General features: G+C 69.1%; 22 protein-coding genes. 12 read left to right on the plus strand and 10 right to left on the minus strand.

The genetic code is table 11. The features are described 5' to 3' along the window. Positions 1-33: 33 nt before the first annotated feature. The gene (locus AC1RGU_RS08700; RefSeq protein WP_070060506.1) at positions 34-3,306 is read left to right on the plus strand and encodes an efflux RND transporter permease subunit; all 3,273 of its coding nucleotides are present in this window, start codon (positions 34-36) and stop codon (positions 3,304-3,306) included. 25 nt (positions 3,307-3,331) lie between these two features. Beyond that, positions 3,332-4,795 (plus strand): efflux transporter outer membrane subunit, encoded by a 1,464-nt coding sequence (locus AC1RGU_RS08705; protein ID WP_492695999.1) that lies wholly within the window; start codon positions 3,332-3,334, stop codon positions 4,793-4,795. Positions 4,796-4,811: 16 nt separating this feature from the next. Here AC1RGU_RS08705 and AC1RGU_RS08710 read toward each other — a convergent pair whose 3' ends face one another. Further along, complete coding sequence (locus tag AC1RGU_RS08710) at positions 4,812-5,051, minus strand: hypothetical protein (RefSeq protein ID WP_492696001.1); 240 nt, start codon at positions 5,049-5,051, stop codon at positions 4,812-4,814. Positions 5,052-5,144: 93 nt separating this feature from the next. Between AC1RGU_RS08710 and AC1RGU_RS08715 the strand changes: the two genes are divergently transcribed. Genes AC1RGU_RS08715 through AC1RGU_RS08730 form a run of 4 tightly spaced genes read left to right on the plus strand, consistent with a single transcriptional unit; the run spans position 5,145 to position 9,008 of the window. Beyond that, positions 5,145-6,611, plus strand: a complete 1,467-nt coding sequence (locus AC1RGU_RS08715) for a cobyric acid synthase (protein ID WP_492696003.1) — start codon at positions 5,145-5,147, stop codon at positions 6,609-6,611. Then, positions 6,608-7,651 (plus strand): nicotinate-nucleotide--dimethylbenzimidazole phosphoribosyltransferase, encoded by a 1,044-nt coding sequence (cobT, locus tag AC1RGU_RS08720; protein ID WP_492696005.1) that lies wholly within the window; start codon positions 6,608-6,610, stop codon positions 7,649-7,651. Before AC1RGU_RS08715 ends, cobT begins: the two co-directional genes overlap by 4 nt. Next, positions 7,648-8,442 carry an adenosylcobinamide-GDP ribazoletransferase gene (locus AC1RGU_RS08725; protein ID WP_492696007.1) on the plus strand — a complete coding sequence of 265 codons (795 nt, stop codon included), beginning with the start codon at positions 7,648-7,650 and terminating at the stop codon, positions 8,440-8,442. The genes cobT and AC1RGU_RS08725 overlap by 4 nt, the downstream gene beginning before the upstream one ends. Continuing rightward, positions 8,439-9,008, plus strand: a complete 570-nt coding sequence (locus AC1RGU_RS08730) for a histidine phosphatase family protein (protein ID WP_492696009.1) — start codon at positions 8,439-8,441, stop codon at positions 9,006-9,008. Before AC1RGU_RS08725 ends, AC1RGU_RS08730 begins: the two co-directional genes overlap by 4 nt. A 10-nt stretch (positions 9,009-9,018) precedes the next feature. Here AC1RGU_RS08730 and AC1RGU_RS08735 read toward each other — a convergent pair whose 3' ends face one another. Together AC1RGU_RS08735 and nth are read right to left on the minus strand one after the other, a co-directional pair. After that, the gene (locus AC1RGU_RS08735; RefSeq protein WP_492696011.1) at positions 9,019-9,876 is read right to left on the minus strand and encodes an Ivy family c-type lysozyme inhibitor; all 858 of its coding nucleotides are present in this window, start codon (positions 9,874-9,876) and stop codon (positions 9,019-9,021) included. A gap of 21 nt (positions 9,877-9,897) precedes the next feature. Then, positions 9,898-10,545: an endonuclease III gene (gene nth / locus AC1RGU_RS08740; RefSeq protein WP_062480730.1), complete on the minus strand. Its 648-nt coding sequence runs from the start codon at positions 10,543-10,545 to the stop codon at positions 9,898-9,900. 176 nt (positions 10,546-10,721) lie between these two features. Between nth and AC1RGU_RS08745 the strand changes: the two genes are divergently transcribed. Then, positions 10,722-11,909, plus strand: a complete 1,188-nt coding sequence (locus AC1RGU_RS08745) for an aminotransferase-like domain-containing protein (RefSeq protein WP_369647197.1) — start codon at positions 10,722-10,724, stop codon at positions 11,907-11,909. 9 nt (positions 11,910-11,918) lie between these two features. On the opposite strand, the gene AC1RGU_RS08750 is transcribed toward AC1RGU_RS08745, so the two are convergent. Beyond that, positions 11,919-12,146, minus strand: a complete 228-nt coding sequence (locus tag AC1RGU_RS08750; protein WP_013541760.1) for a hypothetical protein — start codon at positions 12,144-12,146, stop codon at positions 11,919-11,921. A gap of 57 nt (positions 12,147-12,203) precedes the next feature. Here AC1RGU_RS08750 and AC1RGU_RS08755 point away from each other — a divergent pair, with 57 nt between their 5' ends. Continuing rightward, a complete protein-coding gene (locus AC1RGU_RS08755; protein WP_492696013.1) occupies positions 12,204-12,530 on the plus strand; it encodes a DUF6172 family protein in 327 nt (108 codons plus the stop codon). A 6-nt stretch (positions 12,531-12,536) separates the two neighbouring features. Here the strand turns inward: AC1RGU_RS08755 and AC1RGU_RS08760 are convergent, their stop codons facing one another. From AC1RGU_RS08760 to mfd, 3 genes are read right to left on the minus strand one after another with little or no spacing between them, the layout of a single operon-like run. Beyond that, positions 12,537-13,601, minus strand: coding sequence for an Ldh family oxidoreductase (locus AC1RGU_RS08760; RefSeq protein ID WP_492696015.1), 1,065 nt, complete (start codon positions 13,599-13,601; stop codon positions 12,537-12,539). Continuing rightward, positions 13,598-14,311: a phosphoserine phosphatase SerB gene (gene serB, locus AC1RGU_RS08765; protein WP_492696017.1), complete on the minus strand. Its 714-nt coding sequence runs from the start codon at positions 14,309-14,311 to the stop codon at positions 13,598-13,600. Before serB ends, AC1RGU_RS08760 begins: the two co-directional genes overlap by 4 nt. Then, positions 14,308-17,790, minus strand: coding sequence for a transcription-repair coupling factor (mfd, locus tag AC1RGU_RS08770; protein WP_369647194.1), 3,483 nt, complete (start codon positions 17,788-17,790; stop codon positions 14,308-14,310). The genes serB and mfd overlap by 4 nt, the downstream gene beginning before the upstream one ends. A gap of 118 nt (positions 17,791-17,908) precedes the next feature. On the opposite strand from mfd, the gene ispD reads away from it, so the two are divergent. After that, entirely contained in the window at positions 17,909-18,622 is a 714-nt protein-coding gene (gene ispD, locus AC1RGU_RS08775; protein WP_354343578.1) for a 2-C-methyl-D-erythritol 4-phosphate cytidylyltransferase, read from the plus strand. Next, positions 18,619-19,110 (plus strand): 2-C-methyl-D-erythritol 2,4-cyclodiphosphate synthase, encoded by a 492-nt coding sequence (gene ispF / locus AC1RGU_RS08780; RefSeq protein ID WP_159277108.1) that lies wholly within the window; start codon positions 18,619-18,621, stop codon positions 19,108-19,110. The genes ispD and ispF overlap by 4 nt, the downstream gene beginning before the upstream one ends. A gap of 9 nt (positions 19,111-19,119) precedes the next feature. Here ispF and AC1RGU_RS08785 read toward each other — a convergent pair whose 3' ends face one another. Further along, positions 19,120-20,541, minus strand: a complete 1,422-nt coding sequence (locus tag AC1RGU_RS08785) for a sensor histidine kinase (RefSeq protein ID WP_062480711.1) — start codon at positions 20,539-20,541, stop codon at positions 19,120-19,122. A 77-nt stretch (positions 20,542-20,618) separates the two neighbouring features. Then, positions 20,619-21,350, minus strand: a complete 732-nt coding sequence (gene ompR, locus AC1RGU_RS08790; RefSeq protein ID WP_007837017.1) for an osmolarity response regulator transcription factor OmpR — start codon at positions 21,348-21,350, stop codon at positions 20,619-20,621. A 95-nt stretch (positions 21,351-21,445) separates the two neighbouring features. Between ompR and AC1RGU_RS08795 the strand changes: the two genes are divergently transcribed. Both AC1RGU_RS08795 and AC1RGU_RS08800 read left to right on the plus strand, forming a co-directional pair. Then, a complete protein-coding gene (locus tag AC1RGU_RS08795) occupies positions 21,446-21,883 on the plus strand; it encodes a hypothetical protein (RefSeq protein ID WP_223301309.1) in 438 nt (145 codons plus the stop codon). A 54-nt stretch (positions 21,884-21,937) separates the two neighbouring features. Continuing rightward, positions 21,938-22,645: an SIMPL domain-containing protein gene (locus tag AC1RGU_RS08800; protein WP_062480709.1), complete on the plus strand. Its 708-nt coding sequence runs from the start codon at positions 21,938-21,940 to the stop codon at positions 22,643-22,645. Positions 22,646-22,709: 64 nt separating this feature from the next. On the opposite strand, the gene AC1RGU_RS08805 is transcribed toward AC1RGU_RS08800, so the two are convergent. Beyond that, positions 22,710-23,480: a 3-hydroxybutyrate dehydrogenase gene (locus AC1RGU_RS08805; protein WP_095947875.1), complete on the minus strand. Its 771-nt coding sequence runs from the start codon at positions 23,478-23,480 to the stop codon at positions 22,710-22,712. Positions 23,481-23,488 lie beyond the last annotated feature (8 nt).

The following is a 23,488-nucleotide window of genomic DNA, read 5'->3' on the forward strand; positions in this document are numbered from 1 at the left end:
GGAGGGCGCCCTGGCGCCCGCCGGAGAACCAACATGAATCTCTCAAAATTCTTCATCGACAGGCCGATCTTTGCCGGCGTGCTGTCGCTACTGATGCTGATCGCCGGCCTGATTGCGCTGCGCGGGCTGCCGATTTCGGAGTACCCCGAAGTCGCGCCGCCTTCGGTGGTGGTGCGCGCAACCTACCCGGGCGCCAACCCCAAGGTGATCGCTGAAACGGTGGCCACGCCGCTCGAAGAGCAGATCAACGGCGTCGAAGGCATGCTCTACATGGGCAGCCAGGCGACGACCGACGGCGTGATGACGCTCACGGTCACCTTCCGCCTCGGCACCGATCCCGACAAGGCCCAGCAGCTCGTGCAGAACCGCGTCTCGCAAGCCGAGCCGCGCCTGCCCGAAGAAGTGCGGCGCCTCGGTATCACGACCGTCAAGAGCGCACCCGACCTGACGATGGTGGTCCACCTCGTCTCGCCGAACAACCGCTACGACATCAACTACCTGCGCAACTACGCGGTGCTGAACGTGAAGGACCCGCTCGCGCGCATCGAAGGCGTGGGCCAGGTCCAGATCTTCGGCGGCGGCGACTACTCGATGCGCGTCTGGCTCGACCCGCAGAAGGTCGCGCAGCGCGGCCTGTCGGCTTCCGACGTGGTGGCTGCGATCCGTGGCCAGAACGTGCAGGCCGCGGCCGGTGTGGTCGGCGCATCGCCGGGCCTGTCGGGCGTGGACATGCAGCTGTCGATCAATGCGCAAGGGCGCCTGCAGAGCGAAGAAGAGTTCGGCGACATCATCGTCAAGAGCGGCACCGACGGCGCCGTCACGCGTCTGCGCGACATCGGCCGCCTCGAAATGGGCGCCGCCGACTACTCGCTGCGTTCGCTGCTGAACAACGACCCGGCCGTCGGCATGGGCGTGTTCCAGGCACCGGGCTCCAATGCGCTCGACATCTCGTCCAACGTTCGCAAGACGATGGAAGAGCTGAACAAGAACATGCCGGAAGGCCTGGAATACCGCATCGCCTACGACCCGACGCAGTTCGTGCGTGCGTCGATCGAGTCGGTGATCCACACGCTGCTCGAAGCCATCGCGCTGGTGGTGCTGGTGGTGATCCTGTTCCTGCAAACGTGGCGCGCGTCGATCATTCCGCTGCTGGCCGTGCCGGTGTCGGTGATCGGTACCTTCGCGGTGCTGCACATCCTCGGTTTCTCGATCAACGCGCTGAGCCTTTTCGGGCTGGTGCTGGCGATCGGCATCGTGGTGGACGACGCCATCGTGGTGGTGGAGAACGTCGAGCGCAACATCGAGGCGGGGCTCACGCCGCGTGAGGCCACGTACCGCGCCATGCGCGAAGTGTCGGGCCCCATCATCGCCATCGCTCTGGTGCTCGTGGCCGTGTTCGTGCCGCTGGCCTTCATCAGCGGTCTCACGGGCCAGTTCTACAAGCAGTTCGCGGTGACCATCGCGATCTCGACGGTGATCTCGGCCATCAACTCGCTGACGCTGTCGCCGGCCCTGGCAGCACTGCTGCTGCGCGGCCACGACCAGCCGAAGGACGCCCTGACGCGCGGCATGGACAAGGCCTTCGGCTGGCTGTTCCGCGGCTTCAACAAGTTCTTCCATCGCGGCTCCGAGGCCTACAGCGGCGGCGTCAAGCGCGTGATCTCGCGCAAGACGCTGATGCTGGTGATCTACCTCGCGCTGGTCGGCGTGACCTTCGGCCTCTTCAAGGCCGTGCCCAGCGGCTTCGTGCCGGCGCAGGACAAGCAGTACCTCATCGGTTTTGCCCAGCTGCCCGACGGTGCCACGCTCGACCGCACGGAAGAGGTGATCACCCGCATGGGCGAGATCATGAAGAAGAACCCGAACGTGGAAGACGCCATTGCCTTCCCGGGCCTGTCGATCAACGGCTTCACCAACAGCTCCAACTCGGGCATCGTGTTCGCCACGCTCAAGCCCTTCGACCAGCGCAAGCGCGCCGACCAGAGCGGCGGTGCGGTGGCGGGCCAGCTCAACGGCGCGTTCTCGAGCATCCAGGACGCGTTCATCGTGATGTTCCCGCCGCCGCCGGTGGCAGGCCTGGGCACGACCGGCGGCTTCAAGCTGCAGATCGAAGACCGCGCCTCGGTCGGCTACGACCAGATGGACGTCGCGGTGAAGGCCTTCATGGCCAAGGCGTATGCAGCGCCCGAGCTGACGGGCATGTTCACGAGCTGGCAGGTCAACGTGCCGCAGCTGTATGCCGACATCGACCGCACCAAGGCGCGCCAGCTCGGCGTGCCGGTGACGGACATCTTCGACACGATGCAGATCTACCTCGGTAGCCTGTACGCCAACGACTTCAACAAGTTCGGCCGCACGTACTCCGTGCGCGTCCAGGCCGATGCGCCGTACCGCGCCCGTGCCGAAGACGTCGGCATGCTGAAGGTGCGCTCGACCTCGGGCGAGATGGTGCCGCTGGCCGCGCTGATGAAGGTCAACTCGACCTTCGGCCCGGAACGCGCCATGCGCTACAACGGCTACCTGGCCGCTGACATCAACGGCGGCCCGGCCCCCGGCTATTCGTCGGGCCAGGCGCAGGACGTGATCACGAAGATCGCGGCCGAGACGCTGCCCAAGGGCGTGAGCTTCGAGTGGACCGAGCTGACGTACCAGGAAATCCTGGCCGGCAACTCCGCCTTCCTGGTGTTCCCGCTGGCGATCCTGCTGGTGTTCCTGGTGCTGGCTGCGCAGTACGAAAGCCTGACGCTGCCGATCGCGATCATCCTGATCGTGCCGATGGGCATCATGGCCGCGATGGCGGGCGTGTGGATCTCGGGAGGCGACAACAACGTCTTCACGCAGATCGGGTTGATCGTGTTGGTGGGGCTGAGTGCGAAGAACGCGATCCTGATCGTGGAGTTCGCACGGGAGCTGGAGTTCGCCGGACGCACGCCGATCCAGGCCGCGATCGAAGCCAGCCGCCTGCGCCTGCGCCCGATCCTGATGACCTCGCTGGCCTTCGTCATGGGTGTGCTGCCCCTGGTGCTCTCGACCGGCGCGGGCTCGGAGATGCGCAAGGCGATGGGCGTGGCGGTGTTCGCCGGGATGATCGGCGTGACGGCCTTCGGCCTGTTCCTGACGCCGGTGTTCTACGTGCTGATGCGCCGCCTGGCGGGCAACCGGCCGCTCAAGCTGCATGGCGAAGTGCCGCACGGCGATGACTTCGTGTCGGCCGACCATCCGGTGGCGCCTTCGCACGGTGGCGGCGGTGGCGGTCTGCACCCGGTGCCGGCCTCGCCGCGCCCCTCGCATGGCGCGCATGACTGATCGACAAGAAGAAAGAAGGTTGTCCATGACATTCGCAATCCCAACCCTGATGCGCCCCTTGCGCGCCGCCGTGCTGCCGCTGGTGGCGGCCCTGGTGCTGGCCGGTTGCGCCAGCGTGCCTTCGGGCATGCCTTCGGTGCCGACCGCGGCGCAGTTCAAGGAACAGCCGGGTGCCACGGCCCCGGCCGGCTTCACCCGGGCCACGCCCGCCGAGGCGCAACCGCGCGGCGAGTGGTGGCTGGCGTTCAACGATCCGGTGCTCAACACGCTGATCCAGCGCGCCGAGGTCGACAACACCAACATCCAGGCCGCCGCCGCGCGGCTGGCCGAAGCCCGCGCGCTGGCGCGCAGCGCCCAGGCCGACCGCCTGCCGCAGATCGGCCTGGGCGCCGGCGCCAACCGAGGTGCGGGCCTGGACAAGGCCACGGCCAGCACCCGGCCGGGCACCATGACCAACATCGGCGCCACGTTCTCGTACGAGGTCGACCTGTTCGGCCGCCTCTCGGGCGCGGCCGATGCGGCCAAGCTCGACGCGGCCGGCCGCGAGGCGCTGCTGCAAAGCACCCGGCTCGCGGTGCAGGCCGAGGTGGCGCAGACCTACCTGCAGCTGCGCGCGCTCGACGCCGAGCGCGTGCTGGTGCGTGAATCGGTCGCTGCCTACCGCGACACGCTGCGCCTCACGCAGCGCCGCCAGCAGGCCGGCGACATCGCCGAGCTCGACGTGGCGCGCGTGCAGACCGAGGTGTCGTCCACCGAGTCGGACGCGCTCGCGCTCGACCGCCAGCGCGCGCAGGTGGAACACGCGCTGGCCGTGCTGGTGGGCGATTCGGCCTCCAGCTTCGGCATGCGGCCCGACGACTGGGCCACCGCGCTGCCGGTGATCCCGCCGGGCGTGCCGTCCACCGTGCTCACGCGCCGGCCCGACGTGTCGGCCGCGCAGAGCGCCGTCATGGCGGCGCAGGCCCGTGTGGGCGTGGCGCAGACCGCGTGGTTCCCAAACATCTCGCTGACCGGCGCGGCCGGCTACGCCTCGCCCGAGATCGGCGACCTCTTCAAGTGGTCGGCCCGTTCGTGGGGCGTGGGCGCGCTGCTGTCGCTGCCGATCTTCGACGGCGGGCGCCGCGAGGCCGGCGTGCAGGGCGCCAACGCCCAGCTCGACGGCGCACTGGCCAGCTACCGCTCGCAGGTGCTGGTGGCGTTCCAGGAGGTCGAAGACCAGCTGGCCGCCATCCGCATCCTGCAGGAACAGTCCGTGGTACAGGCGCAGGCCGTGACTTCGGCGCAACGCGCCACCAGCCTGTCGGACACGCGCTACCGCAACGGCTACGTGAGCCAGCTCGACCTGCTCGACGCGCGCCGCAGCGAGCTGCGCAACCGGCGCCAGGCGCTGCAGGTGAAGTCGGCCCAGTACCAGGCGACGGTGGGGCTGATCCGCGCCATCGGCGGCGGCTGGGAAGTGCCGGCCACGGAGAAGGTGGCGACCCGCTGATCGGGTCGATCCGGGCTCAGGCGCGATCGCCCGGGCCCGGATGCGTCGCCGTGGCGGCGGCCTGTTTCAGCGCCACCGCACCCAGCGCGAGCGCACTCGAATAGGTGGCCTGCGGGCGCGCAGCCACCCGCAGCGGCCGGTAGCCGAGCGTGTCGGAGGTGCTGCCGGTGTCGTGGACGGCTTCGAGCAGGAGCCAGTAGAACCGGCCCGGCTCGCGTTCCTCGACCGTCAGCGCCAGATCGTTGAGGGCGGACATGGCTTGGCGGATGCGGCCCGCAGCGGGCCGTACCCCTTGGTACGTCCGATTCGGCTTTCCGGATTCGGTTCAGCGCTCAACGACAATCCCCGGATGAGTTCTAGAGCGACAAGCGGGCCGGCGCGCTGCGTCATGGTCCTGGGCACCACCAGCGGCGCCGGCAAGAGCTGGCTGGCCACCGCGCTGTGCCGGTGGTATGCCCGCCAGGGGCTGCGGGTGGCGCCTTTCAAGGCGCAGAACATGAGCAACAACGCCCGCGTGGTCGAGGGCGGCGAGATCGGCAGTGCCCAGTACTTCCAGGCCCTGGCCGCCAACGCCGTGCCCGACGTGCGCATGAACCCGCTGCTGCTCAAGCCCGAGCGCGACACCCACAGCCAGGTGGTGCTGATGGGGCAGGTGAGCGAGGCGCTGTCGACCCTGCCGTGGCGCGGGCGCAGCGAGCGCGTCTGGCCGCAGATCGCGCAGGCCTTCGACGAACTGCGCGCCGAGAACGACGTGGTCGTCATCGAGGGCGCCGGTTCGCCGGCCGAGATCAACCTCATGGCCAGCGACATCGTCAACCTGCGCGTCGCCCGCCACGCCCAGGCGCGCTGCCTGCTGGCGACCGATATCGACCGCGGCGGCGCCTTCGCCCACCTGTACGGCACCTGGGCGCTGCTGCCCGAGGCCGACCGGGCGCTCATCCATGGCTTCGTGCTCAACAAGTTCCGGGGCGACGCGTCGCTGCTGGCCCCCGCGCCACAGCAGCTGCAAGAACTGACCGGCGTGCCCACCGTGGCCACGCTGCCCATGTGGTGGCAGCACGGCCTGCCCGAGGAAGACGGCGTGTTCGACGACCGCAGCCGCGCCAGCGGCGTGGTCACGCGCACCGTGGCTGTGGTTGCGTACCCGCGCCTGAGCAACCTCGACGAGTTCCAGGCCTTGAAGAACGTGCCCGGCGTGCGCCTGGTCTGGGCCCGCACGCCGGCCGACGTGGCCGGCGCCGACTGGATCGTGCTGCCGGGCTCCAAGCACACGAGCGGCGACCTCGCCTGGCTGCGCGCGCAGGGGCTGGACTGCGCAGTAGCCGAGCATGCGGGGCGCGGCGGTGCGGTGCTGGGCGTGTGCGGCGGGCTGCAGATGCTGGGCGAGGCGCTGGTCGATCCGCACGGCATCGACGGCAACGCGCCCGGGCTCGGGCTGCTGCCGCTGGTGACCGTGTTCGAGCGCGAGAAGACGGTGCGGCACCGCGAGGCGACCTTCTCGGCAGACCTCGTGGCCGGCCCCTGGGCCGCGCTGGCGGGCGTGCGCATCGCCGGCTACGAAATCCACCACGGCCAGACCGCGGCCCACCCGCAACTGGCCCACGACGGCCGCGCCGTGATGCCCGAGGGCCTGGCCTGGCAGAACGCGCGCGGCAACGTGCTGGGCCTCTATTTGCACGGCCTGTTCGAAGACCCGGCCGCGCTGCAGGCGCTGTTCGGCACCACGGCGCCCACGCTGGACGCCACCTTCGACGGCCTGGCCGACTTCATCGACACCCACTTCGACGCCGGCGTGCTCGCCGGCCTGATCGCATGACCGACACCGATTTGATCCCCGCCATTCCAGACATTGCCGACGCCGCGCTCGTGACGCGCCTGCAGGCCGCGCTCGACAACAAGACCAAGCCCGTCGGCGCGCTGGGCCGCCTCGAAGCGCTGGCGCTGCGCATCGGCACCATCCTCGGCACCGAGCAGCCGGTGCTCGACGCGCCGCAGATGCTGGTGTGCGCGGGCGACCACGGGCTGGCGGCGCGCGGCGTGTCGGCCTACCCGAGCGACGTGACCTGGCAGATGGTCGAGAACTTCCTGGCCGGCGGCGCGGCCGTCAGCGTGCTGGCGCGCCAGCACGGCCTGGCGCTCACCGTGGTCGATTGCGGCGTGCGGCGCGACTTCCAGCCGCGCCCCGGCCTGGTGTCGCGGCGCATCGGCGCCGGCACGGCCGACGCCTCGGCCGGCCCCGCCATGACGCCCGAACAGTGCGCCCAGGCCATCGCCAACGGCCGCGAGGTGGTGCGCGCGCTGCCGGGCAACGCGCTGCTGCTGGGCGAAATGGGCATCGGCAACAGCTCGTCCGCCGCGCTGCTGCTGTCGCGCCTGACCGGGCTGGACATCGGCCTGTGCACCGGCGCAGGCACGGGGCTCGATGCCGACGGCCTGGCACGCAAGCGCGAGGTGCTGCGCGAGGTGCTCGCGCTGCACGCGGGCGCAACCGCGCCGCTCGAGGCGCTGGCCGCGTTCGGCGGCTTCGAGGTGGCAACGCTGGTCGGCGCGGTGCTGCAGGCGGCGCAGGAACGGCGCGTGATCGTGGTCGACGGCTTCATCGCCAGCGCCGCCGTGCTGGTCGCGCAAGCGATCCGCCCGCAGGTGACGCAGCGCTGCGTGGCGGCGCACAGCTCGGCGGAGCCCGGGCACACGCTGCTGCTGAAACACCTCGGGCTCGAGCCCTTGCTGAACCTCGACCTGCGACTGGGCGAGGGCTCGGGCGGTGCGCTGGCGTGGCCGCTGCTCGAATCGGCCTGCCGCATCCTGCGCGAGATGGCGAGCTTCGAATCGGCGGGCGTGTCGCGCCAGCAATGAACGGCGTGCGCCATTTCCTGCTGGCGGTCCAGTTCTTCACCCGCGTGCCGGTGACGGGAAAACTCGCCGACTGGGTCGGCTTCAGCCCGCAGATGCTGCGCGCCGCCGCGGCGCACCTGCCGGCCATCGGCTGGATCGCGGGTGGGGTGGCGGCTGCGGTGTTCGTGGCTGTGGGGGCGGGTCTGCCAGGCGTGGCAGGGGCGCTTGTCGCGGCCGTGCTGAGCACCGTCGCCACCGTGATGCTCACAGGCGCCTTCCACGAAGACGGCCTGGCCGACGTGGCCGACGGCCTCGGTGGTTCGGCCAGCCGCGAGCGCGCGCTGGAGATCATGAAGGACTCGCGCATCGGCGCCTTCGGTGCGGTCGCGCTGGTGCTGGCGCTGGGCCTGAAGTTCGGCCTGCTGGCCGCGCTGGCCGCGCGTGGGCTGGACGTGGCGGCGGTGTCCATCGTCGGCGCGCATGTGTTGTCGCGGCTGGCGCCGCTGTTCCTGATCCGCTGGCTGCCCTACGTGGGCGACAGCAGCGGCAGCAAGGCCAAGCCGCTGGCCGATGCGATCAGCGGCGGCGCACTGATCGTCGCTGTGCTCTGGGCCGCGCCCGCCGTGGCGCTGCTGCTGTGCGCGCACGACGCGGTGCACGTGGGCGCGGCGCTCGTGGCGCTGGTGCTCGCGGGCGGCTGGATGGCGCGGCTCTTCGTGCGTCGGCTGCAGGGCTTCACGGGCGACGGGCTCGGCGCGACGCAGCAGGTGTGCGAGCTGGCGATCTACCTCGCGCTGGCGTGGAAGGCATGAGCACCGCGACCGCCCAGCTCTGGCTGCAGCGCCACGCGCCGGTGATCGCGCCGTCGGGCCTGTGCTACGGCGCGACCGACCTCGATGCGCACGCGGACGGCACGCAGGCCGCTGCCGCGCGCATCGCGGCGGTGTTGCCGGCCGGCATCGCGCTGTGGAGTTCGCCGCTGCGGCGCTGCGCGATGCTGGCGGACGCCATCGTCGCGCTGCGACCCGATCTGTCGGTGCGGCGCGATGCGCGGCTGGCCGAGATGAGTTTCGGCGCCTGGGAAGGGCGCCTGTGGTCGGCCGTGGCCCGTGAGGAATTCGAGGCCTGGACGAATCGTTTCGCCGACGCCCCAGCCGGAGGCGACGGCGAGAGCGTGCGCGCCTTCATGCAGCGCGTGGCTTTGGCGCATGCCGACTGGCTGGCGACCGGCGCCGATGCGCTGTGGGTCACGCATGCCGGCGTGCTGCGGGCGGTGCAGCTGCTGTCGCAGGGCGTGTCGTGCCCGGAGCGGGCCGATCAATGGCCCAACGACGCGGCGGCTTTCGGCGACTGGCGCGTGGTCGCGGCGCCGACCTGAAAGGATCTCGTCAGTTCTTGGCGCGCCACTGCTCGCGCCAGAGCCGGTCGAGCTGCCCCGCGAACTGTGGCGACGGGCCACCCAGGAGCTGGTTCTGCCCGTTGCGCTGCACCAGGCCATAGAGCCGGCCTGAGCCCTGGTCGTAGAGCGCGATGGCATTGTGGTCGTAGCAGTCGTGCGGCTTGCAGAAGGCGTGCAGCAGGTAGCGCGTGCCGTCCACCGTCACCCATTGCGGCTCGGGCGCCGGGCCTTCGCGGCGCACCAGCCAGCGTTCGGTTTCGCGCGTGCCCAGCGCGGCGCGCCAGGCCTTGTCCATCGCGGGGCCCCGGGCGAGGGCGGCCGGGCTGCCCGTGGCGGGGGCCGGCGGCTTGGGGGCGGCGGTCGCGGGTTCGGCGGGCGGCGCCGCGGCGCGCGCCGGACCGTCGCAGCGCCAGTAGCGTGGCTTCATCAGCTCCGGCCCCAGCTGGCCCATGACCGGCTTGTCGGCCTTCAGCGTGATCGACTGGCCGCGCGCATCGCGAAAGACCAGGAAATTCATCATCGCGTTGTCGCCCTTGCCCACGCGGCTCATCAGCGCCACGTCGAAGTTCGGCGGCGGCGGCTGGTTGCCGAAGAAGCTGTGCGCCGTGTCCGGCTGGCGGCCGACGACCCGGCGCTTGCCGCGCTCGGCGATCAGCATGTCTTCGCGCACCTGCAACGTCGGTGCCGCTGCGTCGGCGCAGTTGGCGGACCAGCGTCCGCCGTAGAGCGCCATCGTCTCCGGCGGCAGCACGCCGTCGCGCGACCAGGCGGCGCCCGCGCTGCACAGCGCTGCGAGAAAGAGGAGGGCGGCGGAAGGCGTCTTCTTGAAAATCGTTGTCGTCGTCATGTGCGAGGTGGTGTGTGCCGCTCAGGCGGTCTTGGGGGCCGGTGTCTTGGGCTTGAACGAGCAGAAGGTGGAGACCGCGCATTCCCAGCAGCGCGGCTTGCGCGCCACGCAGACATAGCGCCCGTGCAGGATCAGCCAGTGGTGCGCGTGCAGGCGGAATTCGGGTGGGATGCGCTTTTCGAGCTTGAGTTCCACGTCCAGCGGCGTCTTGCCGGGCGCAAGCCCGGTGCGGTTGCCGATGCGGAAGATGTGCGTGTCGACCGCGATGGTCTCTTCGCCGAAGGCCACGTTGAGCACCACGTTGGCCGTCTTGCGCCCCACGCCCGGCAGCGCCTCGAGTTCGGCGCGCGTGCGCGGCACCTCGCCGCCATGCAGCTCGACCAGCATGCGGCAGGCCTCCATCAGGTGCTTGGCCTTGCTGCGGTACAGCCCGATCGTCTTGATGTACGACTCCAGCCCTTCCACCCCGAGGTCGAGGATCGCCTGCGGCGTGTTCGCCACCGGATAGAGCCGGCGCGTCGCCTTGTTCACGCCCACGTCGGTGGCCTGCGCCGACAGCAGCACCGCGGCCAGCAGCTCGAAGGGCGTGGTGTATTCGAGCTCCGTGCGCGGCTCGGGGTTGGCGGCCTGCAGGGTGGCGAAGAAGAGGGGGATGTCGGATTTTTTCATGGGTCGTGGTGGCCACCGTTCACGGCGTGGGGGCTCGCGGGGCGCATGCCGTGGAAGGCAGGGCGAGCACCGGCGTTTGCGGCGATGGATGCAATATATCGTCGAAAAGCCATGGCCCTACGCAGCTTTCCTGCCCGGGCTTTCGCGACAATGACGCCCAGAAAGTGAGACTGACCATGCAATTCGCCTCCCGCCTCGACAACGTCGAAACCTCCGCCATCCGCGAACTCTTCAAGCTGCTGGGCAAGCCCGGCATCATCAGTTTTGCGGGCGGCTTTCCCGACAGCGCCATGTTCGACGTCGAGGGCCTGAAGGAGGCGAGCCAGAAGGCGCTGGCCGAAGAGCCCGGCGCGGCCTTGCAATATGGCGCCACCGAAGGCTACGAGCCGCTGCGCAACCAGCTCAGTTCCTTCATGAAGACGAAGGGCGTCGACGTGGACCCGAGCGGCCTCATCGTCACCACCGGCAGCCAGCAGGCGCTGGACCTGCTGGGCAAGACCATGATCTCGCCCGGCGACAAGGTGATCGTCGAAGGCCCGACCTTCCTGGCCACGATCCAGTGCTTTCGCCTGTACGGCGCGCAGCTCATCAGCGCGCCCATCGACGCCAACGGCGTGAAGACCGACGAACTCGAGAAGCTCATCGCCGAGCACAAGCCGAAGTTCGTCTACCTGATCCCCACCTTCGGCAACCCCAGCGGCGCCATGCTGAGCCTGGAGCGCCGCAAGAAGGTGCTCGAGCTGGCCGTGAAGTACCAGACGCTGATCGTCGAGGACGACCCCTACGGCGACCTGTACTTCGGCGAAGCGCCGCCGCCGTCGATCATGTCGCTGAGCAAGGACGTGCCCGGCAGCCGCGAGCTGCTCGCGCATTGCGGCAGCCTGAGCAAGGTGCTCAGCCCCGGCCTGCGCATCGGCTGGATGATCGCGCCGCCCGAGCTGCTGGCCAAGGCCACGATGTGCAAGCAGTTCAGCGACGCCCACACCAGCACCTTCGCGCAAGCGACGGCCGCGCAGTACCTCAAGAGCGGCCGCATGCCCGGCACGCTGGCGCATGTGCGCGAGGTCTACGGCCAGCGTGCGCAGGCCATGGGCGCTGCGCTGAAGCGCGAACTGGGCGATGCGGTGAGCTTCACGCAGCCCAACGGCGGTTTGTTCTTCTGGGCGCGCCTGACGGGCGCCAATGGCAAGCTGGCCGATGCCAACGAGTTGGCCAAGCGTGCGATCGAGAAGCTGGTGGCCTTCGTGCCCGGCGCGCCGTTCTTCGCCGAGAAGCCCGATGTGGCGACGCTGCGCCTGAGCTTCGCCACGGCCGACATCGAGAAGATCGAAGAGGGCGTGAAGCGCCTCGGCCAGGCCCTGTAACGCCGACGTTCAGGGGGACCGGTGCAGGCGGGGCGCCGCCAGCAGGTCCAGGTTGTCTGAAATGGCCGCATCCACGTTCGGATAGCGGCCTTTCATTTTGGAGAGCGTCATGATGGTCTGCAGTGCCTTCAGGTCCTTGACCGAGGGCGCGACCTTGATCTGCGCAATGGCCGCCGGGGCGTTGCCGCCGTTCACCAATGCCATCACCTTGCTTGCCCAGTCGTTTGCGCGTGCCATGTCTTCACCTGCTTTCCATTTGAACCGCCGACTTTACACAGCGGGTTACCATCACCCATGAGAAAAACCTTCCAGCTTCAGGTCGAGGGCAAGCACCCCGACCGTCTCCTCGAAGCCGTCAAGCACGAGATTCGCAAGTACATCAAGCGCGAGCGCCGCCGCGACCTGCCCGAAGGCGCCGACTTCTGGGACTTCGACTGCCGGTTCGGCAGCGCCCAGGAATCCGCCGAAACCATCCACCTCACAGCGATCACCGGCCTCATCGACGGTGTGGTGAAAGAGGGCGGCAAGCAGTTCTACATCGAGATCCTGGCCAAGCCCGGCAAGCGCCAACCGCGGCCCGCGGGCGCGCCCGAGCACACCGAGAACGACGACGAGGAATAAGCCCCGTCAGATCAGCGCCTGCGCCAGCCGCAGGCCATGCCGCTGCTCCACTTCCTGCAGCGAACGCGCAATCGACGGGTGCAGTCGCACCCCGTTCGCCGATTGCGCTTCCCGACGCTTCAACCCGCCTTCACCCGGCAGCCGCACAGGCCTGGCCGGGTCGATGGGCGCGTTGTCGCGGCATTTCTCGGCCACGTGGTCCATCTGGCGCAGGAAAGCGTCCTTGCCGCCAAAGGCGTGCAGGTCGTGCAGCGTGAGGTGCACCGTCGCGCCCCAGCCTTCGGGCGGGTCGGCGCGGCCGTGGCCCGCGAGGCCGGCCGTGAGCGTCTCGACCAGCAGCGCCATGCCGTAGCCCTTGTGGCCGTGGCTCAGGCCGCCCACGGGCAGCAGCGTGCCGGGCGGTTGGTCGAACAGCACCTGCGGGTTGTTCGACGGCTTGCCGGAGGCGTCGATGAGCCATTCCTCGGCGAAGGTCTCGCCGGCCGCGCGCTTGCGGTTGCTCATGCCGTTGGTGGTGATCGAGGCCGAGATGTCGACCATCACACCGCCTTGCGAGAGCGGAAAGCCCATCGCCAGCGGATTCGGCGTGAACACCGCCTGCGTGCCACCGAAGGGCGCGACGCTGGCCGTGTTGGGGTCGGAGCAGGCCAAGAGCATCAGCATGTCTTCCTGCAGCGCGCGCAGCATGTAGACCGCGAGGCAGGCGATGTGGTGGCTGCGGCGGATCACGAGCGAGGCGGTGCCCAGTTCGCGCGCACGCGGCACCAGCAGGTCCACGCCCTGGTCCATGAGCCAGGGGCCGGGCAGGCGCTTGCCGTCCCACAGCACGGCGGCGGGGCGGTCGGACAGCACCTCGGGCGCGCCGTCGCGCGTCATGCCGCCCGATTCGATTTCTTTCACATAGCCGGCCAGCAGCGCAAGGCCGTGGGTGTCGTGGCCCAGCAGGTCGCCTTCGACCAAAGTGCGCGCGACGCTGTCGGCCATCGAGGCCGCGAGCCCCGCTTTCTGCAGCAGGGCGCTGGCGTAGTCGCGCAGCGCGTCGGCGCGGTACAGCGGGGCGGCGTCGGTCATTTCAGGATTTCCAGCACGCGGTCGAGCCCGCCTTCGTTGATCGCCACCATGGCCTGCTCGCGCACCTTCGGCTTGGCGTGATAGGCCACCGACAGCCCGGCCTCGCCCATCATCGGCAGGTCGTTGGCGCCGTCGCCCACGGCGATGGTCTCCTGCGGCGAGATGCCCATGAGCGAGGCCACTTCGAGCAGCGTGCGGCGCTTTTCGGCACCGTCGCAGATGTCGCCCCAGCTTTGCGTCACGACCTGGCCGGTGAGCTGGCCGTCGGCTTCGTCGAGCAGGTTGGAGCGTGCGAAGTCGATGCCCAGGCGGTCCTTCACGCGGTTGGCGAAGAAGGTGAAGCCGCCCGACACCAGCAGCACCTTGAGGCCGGCCTTCTTGCAGGCTGCGACCAGCTCGGTGGCGCCCGGGCTGAGCTTCAGGCGCTCGTCGTACACCTGCTGCAGCGCGGCCACGGGCACGCCCTGCAGCAGCGCCACGCGGCGGCGCAGGCTTTCCTTGAAGTCCTTGATCTCGCCGCGCATCGTGGCTTCGGTGATCGCGGCCACCTCGGCCTTCTTGCCGACGGCATCGGCGATCTCGTCGATGCACTCGATGTTGATCAGCGTCGAGTCCATGTCGAACGCGATCAGCTTGAAGTCGGCGAGTTTCAGCGGCGGCTTCACGCGCTGGAGGACAAGGCCGGGGGAGATTTCAGTCGTAGCGCTCATGCGGGGGCGGTTTCCTTGACGAGGGGTTGTCCGAGGCTGCGCAGCACGTCGCGCACCATCTGGGCGCGGTCCTTCGGCTCCTTGAGTTCGCGCTCGATGCGCAGCTTCTCGTTGCCGGCGAGCTTGATGTGCTTGTTCTTCTGGATCAGCTGGATGATGGCCATGCCGTCCACCGGCGCGTCCTTGCGGAAGGTGATGTTGATGATGCCCGGCGCCGCGTCGACCTTGACCACGCCGTAGGGCCGCGCGAGCACGCGCAGGCGGTGCGTGTCGATCAACGTCTGCGCCTGCGGCGGCAGCTTGCCGAAGCGGTCGACGATTTCTTCCAGCAGCGTGTCGATCTGGTCGGGATTCTTCGCGGTGGCGAGCTTCTTGTAGAACGACAGCCGCAGGTGCACGTCGCCGCAGTAGTCGTCGGGCAGCAGGGCAGGCGCGTGCAGGTTGATCTCGGTCGTGACCGACAGCGGCGACAGCAGGTCGGGTTCCTGCCCTGCCTTCAGCGAGCGCACGGCTTCGCTGAGCATCTCGTTGTAGAGCTGGAAGCCGATCTCCATCATGTTGCCGCTCTGGTTCTCGCCGAGCACCTCGCCGGTGCCGCGAATTTCCAGGTCGTGCATCGCCAGGTAGAAGCCCGAGCCCAGTTCTTCCATCTGCTGGATCGCCTCGAGCCGCTGCGAGGCCTGCTTGGTCAGGCCTTCGGTGTCGGGCACCATGAGGTAGGCATAGGCTTGGTGGTGCGAGCGACCGACGCGGCCACGCAGCTGGTGCAGCTGCGCCAGGCCGAACTTGTCGGCGCGGCTCATCACGATGGTGTTGGCGGTGGGCACGTCGATGCCGGTCTCGATGATGGTCGAGCACAGCAGCATGTTGTAGCGCTGGGCCACGAAGTCGCGCATCACGCGTTCCAGCTCGCGCTCGGGCATCTGGCCGTGGGCCACGGCGATGCGGGCCTCGGGCAGGATTTCTTCGAGCTTCTGGCGCCGGTTCTCGATGGTCTCGACCTCGTTGTGCAGGAAGTAGACCTGCCCGCCGCGCTTGAGCTCGCGCAGCACGGCTTCGCGGATCACGCCCGTGCCCTCGTTGCGCACGAAGGTCTTGATGGCCAGGCGGCGTTGCGGCGCGGTGGCGATCACGCTGAGGTCGCGCAGGCCTTCGAGCGCCATGCCCAGCGTGCGCGGAATCGGCGTGGCCGTGAGCGTGAGCACGTCGACCTCGGCGCGCATCGCCTTCATCGCCTCCTTGTGGCGCACGCCGAAACGGTGCTCCTCGTCGATGATGAGCAGGCCCAGGTTCTTGAACTTGACCGACTGCGAGAGCAGCTTGTGCGTGCCCACCACGATGTCGACCTGGCCCTCGGCCAGGCCCTTGGCGGCGGCGGTGATTTCCTTGGCCGAGCGGAAGCGGCTCATCTCGGCCACCTTCACCGGCCACTTGGCGAAGCGGTCGACCAGCGTCTGGTAGTGCTGCTCGGCCAGCAGCGTGGTCGGCGCGAGAAACGCCACCTGCTTGCCGCCGGTGACGGCGATGAAGGCGGCGCGCAGCGCCACCTCGGTCTTGCCGAAGCCCACGTCGCCGCACACGAGGCGGTCCATCGGCTGGGGCGAGATCATGTCCTGCACCACGGCGTGGATCGCGGCCTTCTGGTCGGCGGTTTCCTGGAAGCCGAAGTCGTTGGCGAACACCTCGTAGTCGGCCGGCGAGTAGCGGAAGGCATGGCCCTCGCGCGCGGCGCGGCGGGCGTAGATGTTGAGCAGCTCGGCGGCCGAGTCGCGCACCTGCTCGGCGGCCTTGCGTTTGGCCTTTTCCCACTGGCCGGAGCCCAGCTTGTGCAGCGGCGCCTCGTCGGCGCTCACGCCGGTGTAGCGGCTGATCTGGTGCAGCTGGCTCACGGGCACGTAGAGGGTGGCCTTGTCGGCGTACTCCAGGTGCAGCATTTCCTGCAGCAGCGGCTTGCCGTCGGCGCCCGTGCCCTGGCCCAGGTCCATGTGGATCAGGCCGCGGTAGCGGCCGATGCCGTGCGCGCTGTGCACCACCGGGTCGCCCACGTTGAGTTCGGACAGGTCCTTGATCAGCGCCTCGACGTCGCTGACCTGTTCCTGCTTCTTGTTGCGCCGGCGCGTGGTGGGCGCGGTGGCGAACAGCTCGGTCTCGGTGACGAAGTCGATCGCCTGTTCGCGCCATGCGAAGCCCGAGGCCAGCGCGGCGGTGGCGATGCCGATCTTTTCGTCGCCCGAGGCTTCGAACTCGGCCAGCGAGTCGAAGGCCGGCGGGTTCACGCCGCTGGCGCGCAGGAAGTCGAGCAGGCTCTCGCGGCGGCCGTCGCTCTCGGCGATGAGCAGCACACGGTGCGGCGTGGCGGCGATGTGGGCCTTCAGGCCGACCAGCGGGTCTTCGGCGCCGCGCACCACGGCAAAGGGCGGCAGCTTGTCGAACTCGGCGTAGGGCGCGTCGGTGGCGATGTCGCCGCGGATGGCGAGTTGCGCGTGCGGCTTGGCGCGCTGGTAGAACTGCTCGGCATTGAGGAACAGCGCGTCGGGCGGCAGCGCGGGGCGTTCGGGGTCGCCCTGCACCAGGCGGTAGCGCTCGTTCGTGTCCTGCCAGAAGTGCTGAAACGCGGGTTCCAGGTCGCCGTGCAGCACGACGGTGGCGTCGGGGCCGAGGTAGTCGAACACCGTGGCCGTCTCGTCGAAGAACAGCGGCAGGTAGTACTCGATGCCGGCGGTGGCCACGCCGTTGCCCATGTCCTTGTAGATGCGGCTCTTGGTCGGGTCGCCCTCGAGCAATTCGCGCCAGCGGCTGCGAAAGCGCGCGCGGGCGTCGTCGTCCATCGGGAACTCGCGGCCCGGCAGCAGGCGCACCTCGGGCACGGGGTACAGGCTGCGCTGGGTGTCCGGGTCGAAGGTGCGGATGGAGTCGATCTCGTCGTCGAACAGGTCGACGCGGAACGGCACCGGCGAGCCCATCGGGAACAGGTCGATCAGGCCGCCGCGCACCGCGTACTCGCCCGGGCTCACCACCTGCGTGACGTGGCTGTAGCCGGCCAGCGTGAGCTGCGCCTTGAGCTTCGATTCCTGCAGCTTCTGCTTGGCCTTGAACTGGAAGGTGTAGCCGGCCAGGAAGGCCGGCGGCGCCAGCCGGTACAGCGCGGTGGTGGCAGGCACCAGCACCACGTCGGCCTCTTTCTGGCTGATGCGCCACAGCGTGGCCAGGCGCTCGCTGATCAGGTCCTGGTGCGGCGAGAAGCTGTCGTAGGGCAGCGTTTCCCAGTCGGGGAAGAGGGCGCAGCGCAGCTCGGGCGCAAAGAAGGCGATTTCGTCGATGAGCCGCTGGGCGTCGTTCGCGTCGGCGGTGAACATCGCGGTGGCGCGACCCGCGGCCTTCTCGCGCATGCCGAGCTGGGCCAGCATCAGCGCGTCGGCGGACAACGGGGGACGCGGCAGCGTGAAACGCTTGCCCGCCGGGAGAAGGGGGAGGTCCATGGAGCGGTTCGAAAAATGCACGACACCCCGCGCCGGACGGCGAGGGGTGTGCGAATGTCAATTCTAGAATGGCGGCCCCTTATCCGCTTGTCGGCCATCGGCCCGTGCCGCACCCTCCATGTCTTCTTCCCGTTTCTACGTGCTGATCCCTTGTGCCGGTTCCGGCCACCGCGCCGGCGGCGCGCAGCCCAAGCAGTACCGGCGCCTGGCGGGCCAGTCGATGGTGGCCCACACGGTGGACGCGTTCCGCGCGCTGGCCGGGCGTTTCGCGGGCGTGGCCGTGGTGGTGTCGCCCGACGACCGCGAGGTGCAGACGGCGCTGCCGCGCTTCCCGACGACCGGCGAGTACCTGCTGCGCGTGGGCGGCCTGACGCGCGCCGCCTCGGTGCGCAACGGCCTGGCGGCGCTGCGCCAGAAGGGCGCCGGGCCGCACGACTGGGTGCTGGTGCACGACGCGGCGCGTTGCCTGGTCACGTCCAGCCAGATCGAGGCGCTGATCGCCGCCTGCGAGCACGACGCCGTCGGCGGCCTGCTGGCACAGCGGCTGGCCGACACGCTGAAGGTCTCGTCGACCGACAGCCGTTCGACCCAGACCCTGCCGCGCGCCGACAAGTGGCTGGCGCAGACGCCGCAGATGTTCCGCATCGGCATGCTGCTCGACGCGCTGGAGCGCGTGGGCGACGTGGTGACCGACGAGGCCAGCGCCATCGAGACCCTCGGCCTGGCGCCGCTGCTGGTGCCCGGCAGCGCGCAGAACTTCAAGGTCACGTTCCCCGAAGATTTCGCACTGGCCGAGGCGGTGCTGCTCGGCCGCAAGAAGGCCATGGCATGACGACGACACCGTTCAACATCCGCGTCGGCGAAGGCTGGGACGTCCACCAGCTGGTGGCGGGGCGCAAGCTCATCCTGGGCGGCATCGAGGTGCCGCACACCACCGGCCTGCTCGGGCATTCGGACGCCGACGTGCTGCTGCACGCCATCACCGACGCGCTGCTCGGCGGTGCTGGGCTGGGTGACATCGGCCGGCATTTCCCGGACACCGACGCCCAGTTCCGTGGCGCCGATTCGGCCGTGCTGCTGGCCGAGGCGGCGCGCCGCGTGCGGGCCGCCGGCTGGGAGATCGGCAACGTCGACAGCACCGTGATCGCCCAGGCGCCCAAGCTGGCGCCGCACATCCCGGCCATGTGCCAGCGCATTGCCGACACGTTGGGTATTGCGCTCGATCAGGTCAATGTGAAAGCCAAGACGGCCGAGAAGCTCGGCCCGGTGGGCGAGGGGCGGGCGATGGAAGCCCGCGCCGCGGTGCTGCTGCACCGCTGACGCGCGTCCTCAGGCGACCTGCTTCTTGCCCGGCACCTCGCCGGGCTTGCTGCTGCCTGCCGGCATCGCGCGCGGCATCCGGATGTGGGCTGCGAGGCCCCGGCCCGGCGTGCTGGTGAGCGCGAAGGTGCCGCCCATGCGCTCGATGTTCTTCGCCACGATCGACAGCCCCAGGCCGGCGCCGGCCGCCGAGGTGCGCGCCGCGTCGCCGCGGAAGAAGGGTTTGGTCAGCTGCACGAGCAGGGCGGGCTCGACGCCCGCGCCGTGGTCGCGCACCTTGATCAGCACCGCGTCGTTGTTGGCCTGCGCCTGGATCGTGACGTCGGCCACGCCCGTCGACGGCGTCTTGCCGTAGCGCCGGGCGTTCTCGACCAGGTTGGAGATCACGCGCGTGAGCTCCACCTCGTCGCCCATCACCTTCAGGTCGGCGGGCACGTCGACGTGGATGTTCATCTCTTCGTAGTCCTGCACGGCGTAGGTGCAGGCGTCGATCACGTCGCGCAGCAGCACGGGGCGCTGGTCGACGTGGTCGGGGCGGGCGTAGTCGAGGAACTTGTCGATGATGGCGTCGAGCTGCGCGATGTCGGCGGCCATGTGGTCGCGCGCGTCTTCGTCGGCCACGCTCATCTCGGTCTCGAGCCGCAGCCGGGCCAGTGGGGTGCGCAGGTCGTGCGAGATGCCGGCCAGCATGATGGCGCGGTCCTGCTCGATCTTGGCGAGCTGGTCCGCCATGCGGTTGAAGCCGATGTTCACCGCCCGGATTTCGTTGGTGCGGGCGCGCTCGTCGAGCCGGTGCGCCTCGTACTCGCCCTCGCGCACCTGCAAGGTGGCGCGCGACAGCTGCTTGAGCGGCAGATTGATGAGCCGCGTGATCAGCGCCGCGCCCGCGAGCGACAGCGCCATCGCCGTGCTGAGCCAGACCAGCCAGGTGCGCCCGCCCACGCGGCTGAAGCGCGTGGGGTCGAGCAGCAGCCAGTAGGTGTCGCTCTCGATGGTGAAGCCGATCCACAGGCCCGGCTCGTCGTTCACGCGGCTGGCGACGGTGGTGCCTTCGCCAAGTTGAGCGATCAGCTCTTCGGTGACGCGCTCGTCGAGCGCGCCGCTGGTGTAAGGCTGGAAGCGGTCGTTGGGCTCGCGCGGCAGGATGCGTACGCCTTCCTGGTCGGCCAGCGTCTTGATCAGCGAGACCCGCGTGATCGCGTCCGAGTACACCAGCGCCGCGCGTGTGAGGTTCACGAGCGAGGCGATCTGGTGCCCGGTCTGGATGGCGCGCGGCTCGTATTCGAGCGAGCGGAAGGTCTGCAGCCAGGCGACCGTGCAGCCGATCAGCAGCAGTGCGAGCAGAAAGAAGGTGCGCCAGAAAAGGCTGAAACCCAGCTTGAGGCCGGGGCGGCGGTCACGCTGCGCGCTCGCTTCGAGCGGGCTCGGCATCGTGACCTGTGCCCCGTCCTCCTGGGCCGGGTCAGGTCGGGCGGAATGGAGGCCGATGGCCACCTCTCAGCAGATCGTCAGGCCGTGCCGTCCGGCACGAACACGTAGCCCACGCCCCAGACGGTCTGGATGTAGCGCGGCGCCGCGGCGTCGGACTCGACCAGCTTGCGCAGGCGCGAGATCTGCACGTCCAGGCTGCGGTCGAAGGGCTCGAATTCGCGTCCGCGTGCCAGCTGGGCCAGCTTTTCGCGCGACAGCGGCTGGCGCGGGTGGCGCACCAGCGCCTTCAGCATCGCGAACTCGCCGGTGGTCAGCGAGAGTTCTTCGCCGTCCTTCTTCAGGGTGCGCGAGCCGAGGTCGAAGGCGAACGGGCCGAAGGTGACGGTCTCGTTCTCGGTGGAAGGGGCGCCCGGCGCCTCGAGCGGCGGGCGGCGGCGCAGCACGGCGTGCACGCGGGCCAGCAGTTCGCGCGGGTTGAAGGGCTTGCCGAGGTAGTCGTCGGCGCCGACTTCGAGACCGACGATGCGGTCCACGTCCTCACCCTTGGCGGTGAGCATGATGATCGGCGTGCGGTCGTTGGCGGCACGCAGACGGCGGCACACGGAGAGGCCGTCTTCGCCGGGCATCATCAGGTCGAGCACGATCAGGTCGACCGTGTCGCGCAACAGGATGCGGTTGAGCGCCTTGCCGTCCTCGGCCACGATCACTTCGAATCCTTCCTGCGTCAGGTAGCGGCGCAGCAGGTCGCGGATGCGGGCGTCGTCGTCGACGATCACGATCTTGTCGGTGCGAGCGGGAACTTGAGTCATTTCTACAACGTTGAATTTGTAACAGCGCCGATTCTGAAGGCGTTAGGACCCCATTGCTGCCGAATTCCGTAGTGGTTGACACTAAGTTACACAACTTGCGGCCGCTCGCCGTCTGGTCATCCGGGCTTTGCCCGGCGGTGGCACAGTCCGTGCTGCCTTATGACGATTGCGCGATGAGACCTTCTTTTTCTGCCTTGCCTCTGCTTTTTTTCGCATGCGCCTGTGGTGCGACGTCCGTCGCTTCCGAAGGGTTTTTGCGGGTCAGTGAAGGGCGCCGCAGTGAAGTGCGCGATGCCGTGGCCGCGCACCGGGCGGCCCAGCGGGAAGAGCAGCGCCGAGGCGAAGCGCTGGCGGGGCGCCGTCTCACGGCGGGCGAACTCTTCGAGTTGAGGCAGCAGGTCCGGGGGCAGTGGGTGCCTGCGGGAACGGGTGTACTTCTGAATTCGGCAGAATCACAGCCTGCCGAGCGCATCGTGCCGGTACCGCAGCCCGTCGCCAGTCCGCAAACCGCGCCGCGCAGCCTGCGCCACTGAAGAAGAAGGCGCGGGCGAGGGCTTTTCCTCGCATCCACCAGGGAGAAATCTGTCTTGAAGACTGTTCAATTGATCGCGGCCTGCGCCGCGCTGACCTTTGCCGGGGCCGCCTTGGCCCAGAATGCCGTCATGCCTGCTCCACAAAACGTGCTCCAGCTGTCGGCTTCCGGCACCGTCGAAGTTCAGCAAGACCTGCTGAGCATGACCCTCGTCACCACGCGCGACGCCGCCGAGGCGGGCACCGTGCAGACCCAGCTCAAGACCGCGCTGGACGCCGCGCTGGCCGAGGCCAAGAAGAATGCACAGCCGGGCCAGCTCGACGTGCGCACCGGCAACTTCAGCCTCTCGCCGCGCTACACCAAGGACGGCAAGATCAACGGCTGGCAGGGTTCGACCGAACTCGTGCTCGAAGGCCGTGACTTCGCGCGCATCACCCAGACGGCCGGGCGCATCAGCACGCTCAGCGTGGGCAACGTCGGTTTCGGCCTGAGCCGCGAGCAGCGCGCCAAGACCGAGACCGAGGCGCAGAACATCGCCATCGACAACTTCAAGCAAAAGGCCGGCGAATTGGCCAAGGGCTTCGGCTTCGGCGGCTACACGCTGCGCGAGGTGTCGGTGAACGCGAACGACAGCGGCCCGATCCGTCCGCGCGTGATGGCCATGCAGGCCAAGTCGTTCTCGGCCGCCGATTCGGCCGTGCCGGTGGAAGCGGGCAAGACCAGCGTGGTCGTGAACGTCTCCGGCTCGGTGCAGCTCAAGTAAGAAGGCAAAGAGCGCAGCGCTGGCGGGCGAGTGCCGCCGGCGTTTTTTCGTTGTCTCTGTTTATTTACTGAGCCGTCCAGCCGCCATCCATGGCCCAGGCGACGCCCCGCACCTGATCGGCCGCGGGAGAGCTCAGGAAGACGGCCAGCCCGCCCAGTTGCTCGACCGTCGTGAACTGCAGCGAGGGCTGCTTTTCCCCCAGCAATTCGTTCTGCGCCTGGAGGGCCGAGATGCCTTCGCGGGCCGCGCGGTCGTCGATCTGCTTTTGCACCAGCGCCGTGAGCACCCAGCCCGGGCTGATCGCGTTGCAGGTGACGCCGGTGGTGGCGGTTTCGAGCGCCACCGACTTGGTCAGGCCGACGATGCCGTGCTTGGCCGCGACATAGGCCGACTTCTGCGCCGAGGCCACGAGCCCGTGCGCCGACGCCACGTTGATGATGCGGCCCCAGTTGGCCTCGCGCATCGCGGGGATCGCCAGGCGCGTCGTGTGGAAGGCGCTCGTGAGGTTGATCGCGAGGATCGCGTCCCAACGTTCGGTCGGGAAGTCCTCGACCTTGGCCACGTGCTGGATGCCGGCGTTGTTGACGAGGATGTCGACGCGGCCGAACTTCGACGCCGCGAACTTCATCATGTCCTCGATCTGGTCGGGCTTGCTCATGTCGGCCCCGTGGTACTCGGCACGCACGCCGAGTGCCTCGATCTGGGCCTTGGGGGTGTCGGCGTCGCCGAAGCCGTTGAGCACGATGTGTGCGCCCTGTTGAGCCAGCGCCTTGGCGATGGCGAAGCCAATGCCACTGGTGGACCCCGTGACAAGCGCGGTTTTGCCTTTGAGCATGAAGATCA

The organism is Variovorax sp. GW823-FHT02B07, assembly GCF_058797695.1.